A 19,017-nucleotide genomic window follows, 5' to 3' on the forward strand; every position below is an offset into this window, starting at 1 on the left:
TCGAATTATTTCTCCATACTGTAATGTTTTTTCAAGCGATCAGCGGTTTCTTTAGGCCTATAAGTTGCATCATGTTTTGCTAAAATACGTGTCCCTATAAAAAAACCCTGTTGATCGAAATGCCCCTCTACAATCACCCCCTGATCTTCACGAAAAAGATCCGGTAAGGCACCACTGAAAATTACTTTTTCATGTTTTTTGTTATCCGTTACAAAAAAAATAACGCCACTCTTCCCCACATATTGAACAGTCCCTTTTTCAACAAAGCCCCCCAAACGCAAAGGACGCCCCGTTAAAATATCTTCTCTCGTAATTTCAGAGGGCATTCTAAAAAAACTGACCGCATGACGCATTGCATATACAATGAGACTTGCTGCAATTGCCATAACCAAACAACACAACAAGATGATCAGCAAGCGCTTTTTTTTTCGCTGCTTTAAAACAAGCTTCAATGAAACAGAATTTTTTAAAGATTGATTGTTCATAGACACTCTTTGAGAAAAATTTGAAGCACGTTTTATAAGCATCCATATTTTACTTTTTTAAGAGCTTTGCATATCTTCTCCATAGGTGCAACTTTTTATCCAGTACACCTCACCTTTGCCAACACGCTTATCGATACCCTTATTCCTTTTTTAGTTTTTACACCAATTTTTATTTAATCTATAATAACTTATGCCGTACTTTCGACATTCTGCATTTTTGTTCTTCAACTTCCCCTCCCATATGTCTTTCACTTCTAAGATGATCACGGCTCTTGTCGTTCTAACTCGCTTTTCTCTTTATATTTCATCATCTTAATTAGCGACGACCCTTTTGTCTTTATCTGTTCACTTGATGAGCTACGCAACTGAATTATCATTTTTTCAACCCGTGAGCGTCCTGCAAAGCTTTCAGGCATTGTCTCAAGAAAACTTTGTAAAAACAGGACTGCTTTTGCTGTTTTTCCAGCTTGATGAAATGCATCGGCCAACAACAGGCGCGGATAAAAATCTGTTGGCGCTAAATCTGCTGCTTTTTGAAAAGCACTTTGAGCCTCTCGCGTTATCACTCCCCCTTCATAACCAACCAATGCTAAACCGTATCCTACAAGCCTTGGTGCTGTTTCTCCATTCAAACGAAGTGCCTCTAAATAAGTATTCACGGCTTCTTGAAAATGGTTTTCTTCGAGATACCCTACCGCTAACGCATCGGCTAACTTGCCATCATGAGGAGAGCGGAAAAAAAGCACTTGTAGACGAACAAGCTTTTCTTGCTTGCTAAGAGTTTTAGGATTCTTATCCATTAATTCGCTAAAAAAATAACTTTTCACTTCTGGATTACCTGTCAGACCATAAATACTCCACGTCATAAGAAGTACAAACAAAATACTTAAAGCTTTAAGAATATTTCTTTTTTTATAATGCCTATAAAGCTTATGAGCCTCCACCGTATGCAGATAACTTTTACAACCATCCATGGTTTGAACTTGCCACTTTTTCTTTACTCCATCATCAAAACGCAGTGAAAGAAAAAGAATAATTGCCAGAAAAGTGAGAAAAAATGCTGCCAAAATGAGGAAGAGCATATCATTTTTTTCCAATACAAACAGAAGATAACTCGCTTACCTTTTATCCTCTTCATGAAAAGAGTGATGTGAAATAATAAAAATTCATCTCTTTATGAAGAACATCGTAAAATCTATTGTTCATTTCTCTCATATAGATCACTTATATCAATGAAATAAAAATAAAGCTTTATTTTCATATTTTGATTATAAATACCGATCTTCTGAAAAAACCTCCCTACTTTATTTGTATTGTCTAAATATTTCTTTACAAAGTTTATAGACATCTATGGATTAATAAGACAATACGTTATTCTCCCATTTTGGGTAATAAGACTTTTGTACACAAGCCCCCCAAGACAGAACGCGATAAAAAGAGATGACCACCATATTCATTGACCATATCTGAAACAATTGCTAACCCTAAACCTGTCCCCGGCTTACTTTCATCAAACCGCCACCCTCTTTTTAACGCTTCATCAATTTTATCTTCTGTTAAACCAGGGCCATCATCTTCAACAAGAATACTAAAATATTTTTCTTCTTTAATGTTTTCTTCTACACAACAAGAGATCAACACATGTTCGCAAGACCACTGAGTAGCATTTTCAAGCAAATTGCCTACAATTTCTTCTAGATCTTCCTTCTCTCCAGAAAAAACAATATCATCAACATCCATCATAAATTCAATTTTTTTTTCGAGATTAAGCTTTTTCATAACCCGCACCAAACGATCAATCACATTGCGAACAGATGTATGATAGACAATGCTATCGCATTGTGCTGCAATTCGCGCCCGCTGAAGATAATGATTGATTTGAGCTTGCATTATTTGCGTTTGCTCTCTTAACAAACAAACTTTTCCTCCGCGCATTTTATCTGTCTCATTCATAATCACAGACAAAGGTGTTTTCAATGAATGCGCAAGATTACCAACCTGTGTACGAAATCGCTCAATAATACGCTGATTATTCTTAATGAGAGCATTCATCTCTTGGACAAGCGGCATGACTTCGCTAACGAGATCGGTATCCACATAGTGAATCCTTCCTTCTCGAATATCATTCAATGTCCGTCGAATAAGCTTCAACGGTTGAAAACTAAAGAAAATAAGTGCAATATTAATGAGAACACTCCCAAGACCAAAACTCCAAAGAAAAATTTGCAAAGTTTTTTTAAATTCCTTTACTTGGGCATGCGCTTCATTAATATTTCCAACAAGCCGAAAACGTGCAATATGATTTTTATTATCAAGAACAACATCACTCTCAATCACTTGGAGCTTTTGACCATTTTTTCCCTTTATCCGATAAGAGCGAAAGAATTTATTATCAAAAGGTATATCAACATCACTGGGTGTAAAAATCTCTCCCGTTCCCAATGAGGGAGAAGTCAATCTTCCTTTCAAATTATGAGATATCGCAACAACTTCCCAATACCATCCTGTTGTTGGATCAGCATAACGAATATCATCAATTCCAGCCCCTCCTCTCAAAGTGCCTTCCGGTGACACCGTCACTGTTGCAATCAAACTGTAGAGTTGAGCAGAAAGGATACGCTCTAGGCTCTCTTCAGTTGAACGCTTATAAAATAAAATACTCACTGCTGAAATCGATAAAAGAGAAATAACAATCCATAATGTTGATAAGGTCATAACACGTAAACTGAGAGATCGCGTAATGACAAAAAAGAACCTCTGAAACCAATTATCTTCTTTGAAAAAATTCATTCATCACCTAGTGTTCTCACGCGATATCCCATCCCTCGAATGGTCTCAATCAAGCCCACACCAAGCTTCTTGCGTAACCGACCTACAAAAACTTCCACCGTATTTGAATCCTTATCAAACCCCTGATCATAAAGATGCTCAGTAAGCTCCGTCCTTGAAATAACCCTGCCACAATGATGCATAAGATACGAAAGCAGTCTGAATTCATAAGATGTTAGTTTAATCAATTGACCATCCACAAAAACACGAGATGTCTTTGTATCCAACAAAACATTTCCGCAACATAAAGCACTTGTTGCATGTCCTGTAGAGCGGCGAATGAGCGCTCGCAAGCGCGCCATCACTTCCTCTAAATGGAATGGTTTTACAACATAATCGTCAGCCCCTGCATCAATACCGAGCACCTTATCAGACCAACGATCTCGTGCCGTTAGCATTAAAACCGGCATAGTGCGCCCTTCTTGACGCCATTTTTCAACAATACGAACACCATCAATATGCGGTAAACCTATATCCAGTATCACCGCGTCATAAGCTTCTGTGCTGCCTAAAAAATAAGCCTCTTCCCCATCGAAAGCACTATCGGAAACATATCCTGCTTGTTTTACTGCTTCTGCTAATTGATAATGAAGATTCCGATCATCCTCAACGATTAAGATACGCATCACAACACCATCTGCCAAAAACTAATCAGCAGGTAGAAAAAACTCAACACGGCGCAGCTTTTCACCATTACGGGCTGGAACAACAACCACAATTGCACACATCCCCCTTCCATCCTGAACAACCGCTTTTGAACGGACAAGAACCCCTTTCTCTTGGGCCGCAACCTTCTTACCAACCTCAGCACACTCCGCAGCCAGAACAGAATCGGCTCCTAAAAAAGCTGTTATTATCAGGAACAAGAAAACTTTTTTCATCATAGACATCTCAATAATCTATCTTCTTAAATCTTCTAAAGGATAAAAGAAATAATGTTTTTTTTGGGGTAAATTAAAAAAACACAAGTCAATTAAAAATCACAAATGGAAAATAACTTATCCTCTATCCCACGGAATAACACATTAATATTACTCCAAATTTTTAAAAATTCAAAATAAAATATTTTTAATAATGAGAAGAAAGCTTCTTGAATATAATAATAAAATCTTAATACATTTTTTTACAAGACATGAATAATTCTCAAATAAACGGCCCTTTCTTTGAGCACTATAGAAAAAAAATACTTCTACTCCATATAATTTTATACATTTTTTTGGTTGTATTACTTTTCCACAGGCTCTTTTTAGATGTTTAATTTTTTTAAAAAAAAGAAAGGACAACACCATAAGCCATTTCATAGCCCTACTCTTATCGAATTAGATGCACGATTAGATACAGCGCTTTATCGCCTTCGTTCTGCTAACAGTTTTTTCTGGAAAACGGCAAAAATCATCTCACAAAATTTTCATCTTCAAGGATGGAAACGCTTTATCGTTGAAATTCTCGATGAAATACTAACATTAGGATTGATAGGCTTTACGCTTTTCACCATTTTGGGCATTTCTGTTTTTGAACTGACCAAAACAGATTGGTCTTCTCCAAAAAACTTTTCTATTCTTTTTCTAGATCGCTATGGAAATCCCATTGGTCACCGTGGTGCACTGCCGGCGATCTCTGTCCCTGTTGAAGAAATGCCTGACACCGTTATTAAAGCGGTTTTGGCTACAGAAGACCGTCGTTTTTTTGATCACTTTGGCATTGATTTTCAAGGGCTCACACGAGCAATTTCACAAAATATGCAAGCTAAAGGTGTGGTACAAGGGGGATCGACCCTTACACAACAATTAGCTAAAAATTTATTCTTAACCAACGAGCGAACCATAACACGTAAAATCAAAGAAGCTTATCTTGCTCTTTGGCTCGAAGCAAATTTTAGCAAAAAACAGATTTTGCAACTTTATCTTGACCGTGCCTATATGGGAGGAAACAATTTTGGTATTGCAGCAGCGGCAAAATTTTACTTTGGAAAAAACATCCGTCATGTATCTTTAAGTGAATCGGCTATGTTAGCAGGCCTCTTTAAAGCACCAACAAAATACGCGCCTCATCGTCATCTCTTTGCTGCGCAAACACGTGCCAATGTCGTCCTTTCTAATCTTGTGAACAGCGGCTTTATGACAAAAAGCCAGATTATCAACGCGCATCGCCACCCTGCTAAGGCTCTTCCCCAAATAGACAATCATCAGCCTGATTATTTTCTTGATTGGGCATTCGAGGAAGTCAAAAAAATGCGTAATGAACTTCCAAGCCATCGTTTAATTATTCAGACAACCCTTGATCCGATCCTTCAAAAAGTAGCAGAAGAATCTATTGCATATCATTTGCATCAATATGGTCAACAATATCGTGTAACACAAGCGGCAACCGTTATACTCGATAATAATGGTGCCGTATGCGCAATTGTTGGAGGACTAGACTATAAAAAGAGTCAATTTAACAGAGCAACACAAGGTGGACGGCAAACTGGCTCTTCATTCAAACCTTATGTTTACGCAGCCGCACTAGAGCACGGTCTTTCACCTTCAACAATTGTTTCAGATGCCCCCATTAATTGGGGAGGATGGACACCCAAAAATAATTCTGGTCGTTATCTGGGAAAAATTGATTTGGCAACGGCTTTAGCCTTTTCCATTAATACAGTCCCTGTTTATCTCACCTATCAATATCTTCACCGCGATACTAAACCCATCATAAATCTCATCAAGAATATGGGAATTAATGCGCATATTTTATCACACAAAACAATGGTTCTTGGTACTTCTAATATGACCCCCATGGACCAAGCAACAGGCTTTAATGTCTTTGCGAATGGTGGGATAGCCGGTAATCGTCATGGATTCATACAAATCAAAACACTTGATGGACATGTGGTATGGGATTTCGAGCATAACGGAAAAACACTACACCGTGTTCTTAGCAGACAATCAGCGGCTTATATGAACCAAATGATGGTGGGTGTTACAACACGAGGATCCGGTAAGCGTGCTGCTCTGCCCATGACTCTTGTTGCTGGAAAAACTGGAACATCACAATCCTATCGCGATGCTTGGTTTGTTGGCTTTACGGGAAATTATACTGGCGCGGTATGGATGGGAAATGATAACTTTTCACCAATGAATCGTGCTTTTGGGGGTGGCGTTCCTGCCATGATATGGCATCGCATTATGCTTACTGCACATCAAAATATCATGCTTAAACATCTCTACGGTGTTAAAGATTCTCTCCTCCCTTATCAGCCCTCACAACCTCCCTCTCATACAGATTCTGAACTTTTTCCCCCAATACCCTCTATGCTTTCTTCTGAAACATTAAATATCGTACGCTTGATTAACAAAGATCTGAAAACACACTCTGCACTCTCTTTGAAAATGAAAACAACGGGAGATTAAACATTTTGAATTCAAGATATTCACTGATGCTTTTTAATATCACCATTTTTGTATTTATCTTCGCTTTTTCTATTTTATGGGGAACACTGAGTGTCGATTATATGCTCAATTCCTTTCCTCATTTTGGACGCTTTACAATTGGAAAATGGAGTGCTTATCCACAAGTAGGAACCGCCAATATGGATCCTTACACCCGCGCCCGCACTGCCAAGCAAGGTGTTGTTTCTCTCGGACGCACTGAAGGTATTCAATTTCAGATTTGGCAGGATAACCAAGGGCGTCTCCTCCACTCTCACTGTCATTATTTGCTCAAAGGCACTATCCCTGAAACCCGTCTTTTTACCCTTTATACGGCTGATAAATCCCTTAAACCCTATACTTCATCGAAAGAAATACCTTTTGAACTTCACACTGACAATATTACTTATGAACATGATGGCTCATTGCGCATCAATATTTCACCCACACCGCAAACCGGCAATTGGCTTGCAACCGTTAGTCAAAAAGAATTCGGGCTTATTCTCACCTTATATGATACCTCCATCATCTCTGCAACAGCTTTACACAATCTCACCATGCCATCAATAGAACAAATCCCATCAGGACAAACAAATTGTGACTAGATTTATTCATACCATACTTCTTGCATTCATTGGTGCTGTTATCGTTCATATTTGTGTTTTATTTCTGATCCCCTCTTGGGCGCAAAATAATATATGGACAAGCCTTAAAAAATCCGGAGTCCCTTATCAATTTGTTGATTTTACGCCCGATAATCCTATTCAAGAGTTTTCTGATCCACTCTTGCTTCTTAAAGTCTGCAGATTTAATCTTGAAAATGGTCCTGTTCATTTAAAAGCTTTAAAAACACGACTATTTTGGTCACTGGCAGTCTACACACACAACGGAATTATTTTCTACAGCCTTAATGACCGAACCGCCCCTGATGCTACACTCGATCTTATCATTGGGAAGCCAATACAAATAATAGAACTCAAAAAGTCAAACCCTAAAAAAAATACCAATTCAGTTTTGGTTGCGAAAAAATTGAATGAAGGCTTTGTCATTTTACGTATTTTTGCCCCTTCTTCCCTGGCAAAAAAAGAAAGTAAAGCTTTTCTTTCATCGGCTACTTGTCGCATATTTTATGAATAAAAATAGCCTCACTTGTACAATGACCTACTTTTAACAAAAAAATAAAACCTATCAAAAAGATTATCTTTTTCCTCGATCAATTTTTCCTTCTATTAATCGATATATTATAATTTAGGTTTGTCTGACTTTAGATCCCTCATTTTTTATTGAGATAAATAAAGTATTTTTAATCCCCTCACATTAATCTTTGATGGAAATACAAACCACATGTATAGAGAAAAAATCAGTCCATTGATTATCTATATGAGAGAGAATAAAATCTCTGTTGCACATACTCATCTTAATATTTAGACAATAATTTTATTTATAATGATAATTTATTTCTTGAGATGTTGAATGAGCGCTCCGAATATCTTAAGGTTCCTCATTGACAAACTTGTTCCTGTTGAATCAATCAAACCTGTATCTTTTGTATAGTACGAGTGAGATTGCTGTGTAAATAAAAACTGTACAATAAAAATGCCTATAATGAACTGTCTCTGCTCAAGGGCTGTTGCGACATTGAGGGCTAACAAATAGAATAATGGTGCTGTTTTTCTTCTTCATAAACGTAGAAATGGGATGCTCAATTGCTTTATCCTTAACCCCTTCATAGGCACCGTCGCACAATGAGTATGATGAGCAAGATGCTCTTTTAAAACAAACGCCGTGAATTGGCAACCCAATAATATTCCGTTATTCGATAGGCCTTACCTGACAGAAAAAACGCCCCGCAACGAAAAGAGAAAGATTAAAGCTCTAAATAAATAGGCTGATAACAACTGGAAAACTTGTTATTTGAGCTTATTTCTATTTATTGACAACATTCTCATAAAATTGATCAATGACACCGTAATTTTCCGAAGGAATACCTATTATCTTCAATGATAGTGCTAAAATAATCACTGGAAATTAATGAGATATCACACATCCTTGATCTTAAAAACAAGTGCTTTACTTTTGTCTTATGAGCGGAAACTTTTTGTGGGATATGCACTCTGAAAAAACTTCGCTTATCGTCTACAGTTGAGGGGAAAAAACTTCATGAAGAAGAGATATGTTCGATTAACTTCAAGAGCAGCGGTATGGTCTCCTCGATTTGGTGGATTAGCGTTTTTTATTTTATTATTTTCGGTCATCTTCCAGCGTTTTTCTGTCATTAACGTAACTGATTTTATAATTTTGATAAGTATCTCTACGGGTTGTGTGATTATTTCTGTTTTTCTTGCTGTTAAAGCACTTTATAGTTTGTGGATCTACGGAGCTCTAGGAGGAATGAGAGCTTTAAAAGGAATTATTTATTCACTCATAACAGCGACACCATTAATATTATTTTTTAGACTCTGGTTTACCTTACCGGCTCTTTACGATGTTTCTACCGATACCCAAAGACTACCGGCTTTTTTTCGCACAATGCGCCCCAGTGATGCTTTACCACTCAAAAGTGTTTTGTTTGAACAATCAACATTACAGAGGTCACAATGGCCAGAACTGTCGGGGCGCCGTTATGATGGCTCACCTGAACGCATTCGCGAATCCGTTCTCAATGTTTTAGAGGCCTATGATTGGCCTATTGTAGCGCAACAAGAATTCCAAGGTGAAGAAAATGAGATTTATATTGAAACACAAGCTAAAACTTTTTACCTTGGCTTTATTTCGGACATTGTGATCCGTTTAACGGATGAAGGTGATACAACTTTCGTTGATATGCGCTCTGCCTCTCGTTATTTGCCAAGAGATTTAGGAACCAATGCTGCTTTTATTATCAATTTTATGGACGCCCTTGATACAGAAATCGCTTCACTTCCTCTCTCTCAAGATGATGGATAACAATCAAGAAAGCATTAGATAGGTGTCTTTCAGCTTATTACCAGATCTTATTGGCAACAGATCGTTAATAGACAAAATCTCAAAGTTTTTAGAAACCTCGATCTTGACTAATTTCGTTAAAGTATGGCTGGGGTACCTGAATTCGAATCATAAAATTATATTCTATAACTTATTGATTTTATAGATGTTTTTTTAAGGTGCGGGATAAGTAAATAAAGGTTCGGGAATAGAAGTTTCAAACCTATACCTAAAAGGCACTTTCCTTTTTGCCAACTTTTTCCAATAATTTTTTGAATTCTTTCAAATCTTGTTGTGAAAAATTTTCTAAAGTTCTAACAAACATGCCAACGACTTCACGCCCAAATGAATCAGAAGGCTTTATTGTAAAACTCTTACGGCAAGAATCAGCCTCTTTTCTTAAGAGAAAAGCTATATCTTTATTTAAAGCATAGAGCTTGATGATCTTTTCTTCCATGCCAACGGGTACAGATTTTTTGCCAATCTCAACTGAAGATAAAAATGCTACAGATATATCTAATTTCTCAGCCATATCTAAGAGTCGTTCTGAGTGATCAATACGAAGTTTGCGTAAAATTTTACCAAAAGATGTAAGCATATAAAAAGTCCTGTTAGAGAAGAAATATTTCCTCTGATTCTAACAAATCTTTTCGAATCTTGCTTCAATTATTGCGAATAATGACTTCTTTTCGAGGTGTTTTTTTTGCCATACCCGCCGTCCAAACGGTATCAACTTCTAAAAAGTCAAAATCTTTAAAGATCTCTCGAACCGCATCACAATCATTCAGACTCAAGACAAATTTACCTTGAATGCCTTTGAGAACTTTTGCCATACTCACAAAATCATCTTTAACAAAATTCCCAGAGCTATAACATTTCTTCTTTACAAGATAAGGCGGGTCTAAATAAAATAAACTATCGGGTGCATCAAAAAGTTCAACAACCCGTTCCCATGATAAATTTAAAATAACCGTATCAAGAAGCTTCTGTCTAACACGTCGCATTCTTGCTAAAAGCTTGTCGGGATTAAAGCTTATCGTTTTTTTTCTTGCAAAGCCAAATGATACGTAATCTTTTTTCCCATACATGACACAACGTTGAAGAAATAAAAAGCGCGCCGCTCTTTCAACTTTGGTAAGGCTATTGGGATCAATAGCCGCAAGTTCAAAAAACAACTGTCTTGAACAAACAAACCACTCCAATCGTTTGGCTAAATCATCAAAGTCATTTTGAACACACTGAAACAGATTCGTGATCTCTCCATTCAAATCATTAATAACTGAATATTTTGCTGGTCGTTTGTTTAGGAAAATACCCCCTGAACCTAAAAACGGTTCAACATAGGTTTCATGATCAATACTATTTAAAATCGGTATAATTTTCTTACGTAGATAGTGTTTTCCACCCATCCACGCAAACAGTGTCTGTGTAAAATCTTGTTTTGTCATATTTTTTAAAGGAAAAAAGTTTTATGTGTTCTAATTCTTTGAAAACCACTGCTTTAAATGCGCAATAACATTATCTACCGCATCCATGAGACGTGCAAAATCAAGAATCAATAAAAAGATGAAAAATGCTATCCATTTCATAAAACGTGACATTACTTTCATATTTTGATAGGTATGCATCATTTCTTGAAGCATTCTTTTTTCTGCTTCTGTAAGCTTTGTGTGTTTTGTCGTTTTTTTTCTAACCATGTTTCCACCCACACAAGCGTTCACCTTGCTTATTATGTTTTAAAATCTCTCTTGCTAAGTTTGGAGTGACAACAATAACGTCTTGTTTTTCCAAATAAATGGGTAACCAACCAACACAAGAGACATGCTTATTTATCGCGCATCCAACGAGAGAGTTCAGAGCGCACATCAACATCACTTTTCCGATTAACTTCATTTTCTACCTCAAACCGTGTGCTCGCTGCCTTTAAGTTATTCTCTGTTTGCTTACGTTGTTCTGTTTTTTTACCAAGGTGAAAAGCTTTGGCTAAAGCCATAAAAAAAACGGCTAAAGCCGCACCTGTTAGCATGAGATTTTTTTTCATCCATAAGATCACAAACGCTGCTCCTGAAAACGTTTTGCCACTAAGATAATGCCTACACATGCGGCTAAAACCATAATGGTCGCGAAAGCCCATTGCACTGGACCATTGCCCGCTAAAAAACCACCAAAACCTGAAAAAGAACCAATAATGGGTGCAAGAGCTTCTGCTTTGAAACAGCTTGTTGGTTCTTTGGTTTGCACTGTTTGATAATTAGAGGAAATATAAGCCCCTTTCGCCCATAACCCTGCTTCTGCTGCACGCCGGTGTACGAGACCTTGGAGACGTTTGCCTCCCGCTTTCGTCCATTTCTGCAATTCGGTTGGCACTGCTTCATAATCGCCTTTATTAAGTCTCTTAAGCAGTGTCGAATTTTGGAAAGCTGTAATGCCTACATTATAACAAAAGGAAACAAGAGCACCAAACTGCTCGTCACTCAAAATCACACCAACTGCTTTTTCTACAGCTTGTTCATATTGCCGCAAATCCGCTAAAAGCATGGTTTCAGCTTTTTTTTCTGTAATGACCATGCCTTCAACAACCGCTGGCTTACCAGCTTTCCCCGTATGTCCATAACCAATTGTCCAAACACCAGAGACATCTTGATAAGCATGTAATCGCAAACCTTCCCATCTTTTTAAGCAATCGAGACAATCTTTATTTATTTTCCGTACCATCGTTCCAATTCCATTCTATAAATATACCTTGATTAATACAGCACCATCACCACCATCACCACAAGAGGAGGACGTAGCATCTTTTCCGGGAAAATAACCACCACCACCACCACCATAAAGTCCATTACTCTCTTTAGGAGCTAAAGCGCCTTTACCACCATGACCGCCCCACATGCTATGCCCACCATTACCAACTTGACCATTATAATAACTACCGCCACCACCGCCGCCGCCGCCATAAACACTACTCCCACCATCACCACCTTTACCGTCTTTACTGACAGTTCCACCACCATGACCGCCAATGCCGCCGCCGCCGCCGCCGCCATAAACACTACTCCCACCATTACCACCATGACCGCCTTTACCATAAACACTACTCCCACCACCGCCACCATGACCGCCTAAACCATAAACACTACTCCCACCATCACCACCATGACCGCCTTTACCGCCGCCGCCACGACCGCCCCAACCACCATCAGATAAAAAATTATCGCCACCACGACCGCCAATGCCACCACCATAACCACCCCCTCCACCATGACCGCCAAGAAAGCCATCTCCACCACGACCGCCATCTTCATCTTTAGCATCTTCACCGTTAAACACGCCTTTTTGATAAGGTTTTACTTGTGCTTTTTCCACCAAAAGCTCTAATAAATTGACCAACTACTGTGCTATCGCCTGCAGGACGACTACGAAGCTTTTCCGCCTTTTCCAATACGCACTGCACTCTTTCCAAGAAATTTTTTCTTTGTTCTTACATACGTACAACAACCACCACAACCACCTTGACCGCCATAGCCGCCATAAAGACTATCTTCCCCAGCATCGCCACCACCCCAAGCCCATATTTCAAGTTCTGTCTCATCAGTCGTTCCTTCTGGCCAAGGGATATCGCCACTTTCTGTCATAAGGATTTCAATAGGTTTTCTATATCCACTATTATTGCTGTCGTTACCGTTGCTTCCACCACTATTGTTTAAGCTATTGGCTTTAATTGAAGCAAGCAAATCGATAGGAGATATCAATGCATCAACTGTTTTTGTACCATCAATCCAATCTTGTTTTTCAAGAGGTTGAATGAGATCAACTTTCTTCTGCACCTTATACGCTGTATCTTGCGCTTTATCGGCTGTCTTTTGTGCAATGATAACATCAGCTTTTGCCTTATCCGCTGTTTCTTGTGCAATCTTAGCGGTCTTTTGTGAATCTAAAGCATAAGCTTTTGCATCGGTTGCTGTATTTAATGCACCATTTGCCACATCTTTTGCTTCATTGGCTGCATGTATCCCTTGTTGTGCAATTTCCTCTGCATGTTGTACATCATTTTCAACTTTATCAATTTTTGTAATCTGTGCACGTTCTTGAGATGTGAGTATAAGATGCTTTTTCCCTTCTTTCATATGATCCATATCAAAAGCATCTTTTGCTATTTTATCCGGATCATAAACTGATTTTGACATACCAAGTGTTTTCGATAAGGCAAAGTAAGTGATCGTATTTTTGAGATCTAAGGGGGATATAGGATAATAAACACTTTCACTTGCCTTATACCACTTTTCTGTTGTTGGCTGTGTAGGGCTTAGCCACTGTAACTTTGCTCTTTCCTCTTGAGTTAAGATCTTTTTTGTAAGACCCTCACTCATATTTTCCATAGAAAATGCATCTGCCTTTACATGATTTGGATCATATGTGCTCGTCTTCATATCACCAATCCCCAAAGGCGATATCTTTATCCAACCATCGCCAGATAAAATCGTATTTTCACGGGCTTCACCACTGACTTCAATATCATTAACAGTAATCTTATCTTTGTAAGCAAGTGTTCCAATATCTCTTTTAGCTACCGCATCATCAGCTTTTTTTCCCTGAGCAGCAGTCGCAAAATATTCCACCTGATAAGCCGCAGCACTTCCAACAGAAATAGGAGCAAGAACGATATCGTCTAAAATCCCTTCTTTGACTTCTTCTTTTGTTGCTGGTTCAAGCTTAAATGTATGTGTATGATAGGAAAGAGGCATCGCATTTCATTCCTTAAGTAAGTTTGTTTTTTAAGACTGAGTGTGAAGCATGCGATATTGCAATCGCAATTCATCAATGGTTTTTTGCATGGTCTCTATGCGTTTGTCTGTCGCTTTTTGATAGTCTTCCAAAGCGCTTAAAAGATCATGCTGTCTATCGTTTTTAATAAGATCAAGAACCTTATTTAAAGGGGCATGAACCATTTGATTGCTCGCATAAAAAAGGACGCGAATTTGTTCCGCGTCCGCAATATCATCAATAGCGGATAAATGATTGATCATCGGAAAACCTCATGTTTTTATGGCATAAACCACTGTCGCGTTAACGGGGCGTGTTTCTGTTTCACCTGTTGAAGAAAGAGATACTTTGTGCGTATGCGCACCAGCAGGATCTGTTGTTCCCGTAATAACTTCATAGTGATAAGAGGGGTTTCTTCTACCAATATCATTGGCACTCCAGCCCACTCCTTTATACTGAAACTTGTGTGTATGCTGCCCTGCTTCTTCAATGGTAGCAACATGTGTATGTGATTTTATGCAATCCTTCTGTATATCAGCAAATTGTCTACCGGTATCAAAACCGCGTCCATCATCAAAGCCGCGCAAAAACATGCCTCTAAAGTCTGGAACTTTAAAGGTTGTATCGCTCTCTTTCCCCCATTTATCCCCTATTGCTTTAAACAATTGCGGATAATCTTTGCGTTCATAGATTGCACCATCACATAAAAGCCAATTATCTGGTACGCGTTGCATCGCAAATGTCGCAATAAAACCTGAAGGGAATGTTTCTATCTTTGGTGGTGGCAAAGGTGTAGGATTTAAAAGATACCAACCATCGCATTCTTTTGTTGGGGCATCATCATTATAGACAATTTCATAAATACCACTGGTTTGTAATTCTCCCCCTTCTAACGGAATAACACCGGTAGCCGTTATTTTATAAAGCGGCTTTGCACCTATATTATTTATATTTATTGTTGTAGGTCCTACATTTACACCCCGTGCCTTAAAGCGTACAATAATATCGTTTTTATATTTTTCTATAGATGAAGCCGTCGTAAGTGTGATTGATGTTGTTTTGTCTTTTGTATTCACAATAAACTTTGCATTAAGAGAGCCGCCATTATCTGCAAGATATTCACGCACACGCTGCATCATCACCCGTGCACTATCATTAACAGAACTAGGAGGTTGACCTTCAGCCCAATTAATCGTTCTATCTGAATGAGCATTTTTATCAGCTATCAATGACCAGTCGTAAATATCAGACATTATAAACCCCCATCCTTCTTAATAACTCTTCCCGTAATTGTTCTTCTTTTTGCCGCCCATATGCATGCGTAGGCTTTTGCCTTGACGGATCAATTAAGGGCGTTAAATCGGTAGGGTGCGCTCCAGATGAAGAAAACCCTGCTATCATTGGTTGTTGCATCATTTGCTGGTGTATCATCTGTTCTTTTTGATTTTGTGCATCTGCATTGTGTCTGATCAAATCAACCAGATTCATCATCCCCTTTTTTAAAGCACCGGTATCAACAGCATTTGATTGCAATGGCAGGGTTTTCATAGCCTGTCCTGTTAGATCACCTCCACTTTCTGGTGCCATTATTCTGTTTGGTAATTCCATATCATATGCCATTGATTGATCACCCTGCACCGCCTGTTTCAGCCTTTCAATCCCACGCAAAGGAGAGACTTCATTTGGTGCACTCTGCCAATTGCCTTGGCTTTGTTGTGTCATACCATTCGAAGCCTCTGCTGTTTTATTGTAAAGCCCATAAATATGATTCATAAAATCCCCTGCCGTTGCTTCCCCATTTCCCCCGTTAAGGACAACTGCTTGACGCCCTAAAAGTTGGCTTGCTGGCATCTTTGGATTTTTGATAAGTTTTACAGCCCCTGCTGGTCCTTGTTGATGTGCAAGATAAAGCTCTGCTTCTGAAGGCTGTCTGCCTAATGCTGTGGCTAAATAACGTGTATTGTCCTTCGTTAACCGTGCCATAGCATCGGTTGCTTGAAAGGGATCAAACTTATCATTGAGTTGATATTGTTTTGCTGTTGAATCGAGAAATTGATACAGTCCCCCTGCACTGCTTTTGTTATTTTTTGCATTGGGATTACCGTTACTTTCTATTATGGCTACCCGTTCAAGAAAGCTTTCTGGCAAACCATATTTTTCTGCTGCCTGTGAAATGGCACGCTGCACATTGGGATGAAAATTGATCATTAGTTTATAACCGTTCTATCAGCACTGCTATTCAAAATAATGCCAAGGAAATTAATGAATTTTGTGTGATCTTCTTTAGTGATTAAGCGTTTCTTTTCCGCTTCGTGAAACTTCTTAATTAATTCAACGGCTTTTTCTCTTGCCAACCCAAACTCCCCTTTTTCCTGCGCTGTTATGAGAGCCGCAATATCTCTTTCAGTCTCTCTATGAACGCCTAAGAGTTTGCGCCAACATTCTCTTGCGAAAGTTGTTATGGCTGCCTTGATAAGGTGAAGCTTTCCTCCACTTACGGCTTGTTCTACTGCCTTTTCTTCGGCTTCCCCCATATGGTTTGGCATTCGTGCAAAAAGCCTTGTTCTTTCCACTTCTGGTCGTAAAATTTTCATAAGCTGTTTTGCTTTATCCTCACCAAAAGCCTGCTGTAATTTTTCTTGACCATTTTTTGTGTCAAACAAACTCAAAAGATTATGTTCAAAATTCCTTGCATTACCAGCGGCATGCTCTATTTGCGATCGTACACCTTTTTGAAAGGCATCTTTTTCCATTAACCCCAAATCTGAAAGTTGACTGTTGATTGTATCAAGATCAACATTCTTCTTTAGAGCTTGTTTTCCTTGTTCTAAGGCATCCCCGATAGTACGCTCGTCATAATAAATTTTCCGTGCCTTCGTATAATCTGGAGATGACGTATCCAAAACATCCAAAATGCGTTGTTTGAAATCAGTCAAATCTCGAGCATATCCCCACTTTCCTTTGATACGAGCAGCGTTAATTTGGTCATCCAAAACCTCTTTCATTTTATGTAAAATCCGCATATTCAGCTTTGGATATCCATTGCTCCCTATAACGTTTGCATCCACTTCATTGGGCATTTGTGCAATTGCTTTTTTGTATGCTTTTTGGAAAGCGGGGGTTTCTTGCAAGCGCGATAAATCTTCACGAACAGCATTGGAAATGGGTGAAGCTTTTGCTCTTTCATAAAATGGTTCAGCTTTTTTCTGTGCCTGCTTGATAATTTCTTTCTTTAAATCAAGTGTATCTACTTTAGCCCCCATAGCCTCTGTCAATGCATCCTTTACCCGTGTAGCACTCGCATCTTGTCTTTCATTCAAACGATTACTTATGAGTGAATAGGTATCAGAATCTTTTTTTGCCGCCCTAAAAGCTCTCGCAGAAAGACCATCATGAAGATCAATAATCATTGAATCAAGACCACGCTGTCTTAATGCACTCTCAAGCTTATCAACACCTTCATCCCCTAAGGTGCGGCTTACATCTCTAAGTGCTCTATTGCTTATTTGAAATGCCTCTTTTTCTGGCATTTGCGCTGCTTTTGCCGCCATTTCAGCTGGACTTATAGGACCTCTCAATGCTGCTTTAAGTGATTTTGTCATAAAAGGTGTTACTTTTGATACACCACTGGCAACAAATGGCGTTGCAGCACCTAACCCTGCACCAAACCCAGCAGACACTAAAGTATCTCCAAGCCCCTCACCCTCACCACTGCCTGCTATCCCTCCATAAATGGCGCCGGTTTTTACAGCACGCCCTAAGCTAAACTTTGCCGCCTCTTTACTTGCTACAGCCTTCATCGCCGCTTCACCCGCCGCCTTTGCCGCTGTTCGTTCTGCTCCCTCTACTAGAGCAGATTGCAACGCCCTTTCTCCTGCTGCTAAAGCTTTACTGGTTATTTGTGCTCCTGCAGCTGCTGTTTGATTCCCTGCTGTTTTTTCTACTGCATATCTTGCAATTTGTTTTGTCCCGTCTAAAAAAGCTTTACCGGTTATTTTTGCCCCCATTGCTGCTGATCGACCTTTCGAAAGAGCAAGCGCAGAACGAGCAACAGCATTTATTCCTGCGGGTACGCGCGCAATAAGTCCTGGACCAAACATGCCCGCTACAGCACCGGTTATATTCCCGCCAAGAGACGCATAAAAATGATCTCGGTTCGCCGCTCTTTGATAATCCCGCCATCGCTTTGTCACTTCATTATATTTTTTGACCGCATCTTTATCTCCCCTCCAATAATTAATAGGTCCTGCCGCTAATATTCCCGCCAGTTCATCATCATAGCCTAAGGTTAACCCGTGAAGTGCTCCCCAACCAAGAGCACCAGTAGCACTTGGGTGTGGCCCCTCTTCTTCTGTCATTGTTTCATTTGGCAAAACACTTTGACGCTGTTTTAATGGATCATTCTTTTGGGCTGCTGCAATTTTTCCCCATATATCTTTATCGGTAATATGACCAATAATAGGAGAATTGTAATAATTGGTATCAATTAACTCCTTATCAACAGAGTTAATAAGGGGATTCTTACCATTTTTGAAATCTGAAATATGTCCAATAATTTCACCAATTTC

General features: G+C 39.0%; 21 protein-coding genes. 4 read left to right on the top strand and 17 right to left on the bottom strand.

Annotated features, from left to right (window positions below):
* Positions 1–5 precede the first annotated feature (5 nt).
* From ccmE to FNZ60_RS04015, 5 genes are all read right to left on the bottom strand, one after another.
* Complete coding sequence (gene ccmE / locus FNZ60_RS03995) at positions 6–485, bottom strand: cytochrome c maturation protein CcmE (RefSeq protein ID WP_142416409.1); 480 nt, start codon at positions 483–485, stop codon at positions 6–8.
* Between the two features lie 263 nt (positions 486–748).
* The gene (locus FNZ60_RS04000) at positions 749–1,567 is read right to left on the bottom strand and encodes a tetratricopeptide repeat protein (protein WP_246054707.1); all 819 of its coding nucleotides are present in this window, start codon (positions 1,565–1,567) and stop codon (positions 749–751) included.
* Between the two features lie 289 nt (positions 1,568–1,856).
* Positions 1,857–3,275, bottom strand: coding sequence for an ATP-binding protein (locus tag FNZ60_RS04005; protein WP_142416410.1), 1,419 nt, complete (start codon positions 3,273–3,275; stop codon positions 1,857–1,859).
* Complete coding sequence (locus FNZ60_RS04010; RefSeq protein ID WP_142416440.1) at positions 3,272–3,940, bottom strand: response regulator transcription factor; 669 nt, start codon at positions 3,938–3,940, stop codon at positions 3,272–3,274. Before FNZ60_RS04010 ends, FNZ60_RS04005 begins: the two co-directional genes overlap by 4 nt.
* Before the next feature lie 21 nt (positions 3,941–3,961).
* Complete coding sequence (locus FNZ60_RS04015) at positions 3,962–4,198, bottom strand: hypothetical protein (RefSeq protein ID WP_142416411.1); 237 nt, start codon at positions 4,196–4,198, stop codon at positions 3,962–3,964.
* A 366-nt stretch (positions 4,199–4,564) separates the two neighbouring features.
* Here FNZ60_RS04015 and FNZ60_RS04020 point away from each other — a divergent pair, with 366 nt between their 5' ends.
* From FNZ60_RS04020 to FNZ60_RS04035, 4 genes are all read left to right on the top strand, one after another.
* Entirely contained in the window at positions 4,565–6,706 is a 2,142-nt protein-coding gene (locus FNZ60_RS04020) for a transglycosylase domain-containing protein (RefSeq protein WP_142416412.1), read from the top strand.
* Between the two features lie 26 nt (positions 6,707–6,732).
* On the top strand, positions 6,733–7,329 hold the full coding sequence (locus tag FNZ60_RS04025) for a DUF1214 domain-containing protein (RefSeq protein ID WP_142416413.1): 597 nt from the start codon (positions 6,733–6,735) through the stop codon (positions 7,327–7,329).
* Entirely contained in the window at positions 7,322–7,861 is a 540-nt protein-coding gene (locus FNZ60_RS04030) for a DUF1254 domain-containing protein (protein ID WP_142416414.1), read from the top strand. Before FNZ60_RS04025 ends, FNZ60_RS04030 begins: the two co-directional genes overlap by 8 nt.
* Before the next feature lie 1,023 nt (positions 7,862–8,884).
* Complete coding sequence (locus tag FNZ60_RS04035) at positions 8,885–9,670, top strand: DUF1499 domain-containing protein (RefSeq protein ID WP_142416415.1); 786 nt, start codon at positions 8,885–8,887, stop codon at positions 9,668–9,670.
* Positions 9,671–9,917: 247 nt separating this feature from the next.
* On the opposite strand, the gene FNZ60_RS04040 is transcribed toward FNZ60_RS04035, so the two are convergent.
* From FNZ60_RS04040 to FNZ60_RS04090, 12 genes are all read right to left on the bottom strand, one after another.
* The gene (locus FNZ60_RS04040; RefSeq protein WP_142416416.1) at positions 9,918–10,286 is read right to left on the bottom strand and encodes a helix-turn-helix domain-containing protein; all 369 of its coding nucleotides are present in this window, start codon (positions 10,284–10,286) and stop codon (positions 9,918–9,920) included.
* Positions 10,287–10,350: 64 nt separating this feature from the next.
* Positions 10,351–11,136, bottom strand: coding sequence for a DNA adenine methylase (locus FNZ60_RS04045; protein ID WP_142416417.1), 786 nt, complete (start codon positions 11,134–11,136; stop codon positions 10,351–10,353).
* 30 nt (positions 11,137–11,166) lie between these two features.
* Complete coding sequence (locus tag FNZ60_RS04050) at positions 11,167–11,385, bottom strand: hypothetical protein (RefSeq protein WP_185913470.1); 219 nt, start codon at positions 11,383–11,385, stop codon at positions 11,167–11,169.
* Positions 11,378–11,581: a hypothetical protein gene (locus tag FNZ60_RS10080; protein ID WP_142416419.1), complete on the bottom strand. Its 204-nt coding sequence runs from the start codon at positions 11,579–11,581 to the stop codon at positions 11,378–11,380. The genes FNZ60_RS04050 and FNZ60_RS10080 overlap by 8 nt, the downstream gene beginning before the upstream one ends.
* A complete protein-coding gene (locus FNZ60_RS04060) occupies positions 11,514–11,741 on the bottom strand; it encodes a hypothetical protein (RefSeq protein WP_142416441.1) in 228 nt (75 codons plus the stop codon). Before FNZ60_RS04060 ends, FNZ60_RS10080 begins: the two co-directional genes overlap by 68 nt.
* Positions 11,738–12,403: a lysozyme gene (locus FNZ60_RS04065; protein ID WP_142416420.1), complete on the bottom strand. Its 666-nt coding sequence runs from the start codon at positions 12,401–12,403 to the stop codon at positions 11,738–11,740. Before FNZ60_RS04065 ends, FNZ60_RS04060 begins: the two co-directional genes overlap by 4 nt.
* Positions 12,404–12,418: 15 nt before the next feature.
* Positions 12,419–13,051, bottom strand: coding sequence for a hypothetical protein (locus FNZ60_RS09890; RefSeq protein WP_210243980.1), 633 nt, complete (start codon positions 13,049–13,051; stop codon positions 12,419–12,421).
* 50 nt (positions 13,052–13,101) lie between these two features.
* The gene (locus FNZ60_RS04070; protein WP_185913472.1) at positions 13,102–14,430 is read right to left on the bottom strand and encodes a hypothetical protein; all 1,329 of its coding nucleotides are present in this window, start codon (positions 14,428–14,430) and stop codon (positions 13,102–13,104) included.
* Positions 14,431–14,460: 30 nt separating this feature from the next.
* Positions 14,461–14,712: a hypothetical protein gene (locus FNZ60_RS04075; protein ID WP_142416421.1), complete on the bottom strand. Its 252-nt coding sequence runs from the start codon at positions 14,710–14,712 to the stop codon at positions 14,461–14,463.
* Positions 14,713–14,721: 9 nt separating this feature from the next.
* Entirely contained in the window at positions 14,722–15,702 is a 981-nt protein-coding gene (locus FNZ60_RS04080; protein WP_142416422.1) for a phage tail protein, read from the bottom strand.
* Positions 15,695–16,657 carry a transglycosylase SLT domain-containing protein gene (locus tag FNZ60_RS04085; protein ID WP_142416423.1) on the bottom strand — a complete coding sequence of 321 codons (963 nt, stop codon included), beginning with the start codon at positions 16,655–16,657 and terminating at the stop codon, positions 15,695–15,697. The genes FNZ60_RS04080 and FNZ60_RS04085 overlap by 8 nt, the downstream gene beginning before the upstream one ends.
* Positions 16,657–18,807, bottom strand: a complete 2,151-nt coding sequence (locus tag FNZ60_RS04090) for a hypothetical protein (protein ID WP_425456832.1) — start codon at positions 18,805–18,807, stop codon at positions 16,657–16,659. Before FNZ60_RS04090 ends, FNZ60_RS04085 begins: the two co-directional genes overlap by 1 nt.
* Positions 18,808–19,017: the final 210 nt, after the last annotated feature.

The sequence above is a fragment of the Bartonella massiliensis genome (assembly GCF_902150025.1).
Lineage (GTDB): Bacteria > Pseudomonadota > Alphaproteobacteria > Rhizobiales > Rhizobiaceae > Bartonella > Bartonella massiliensis.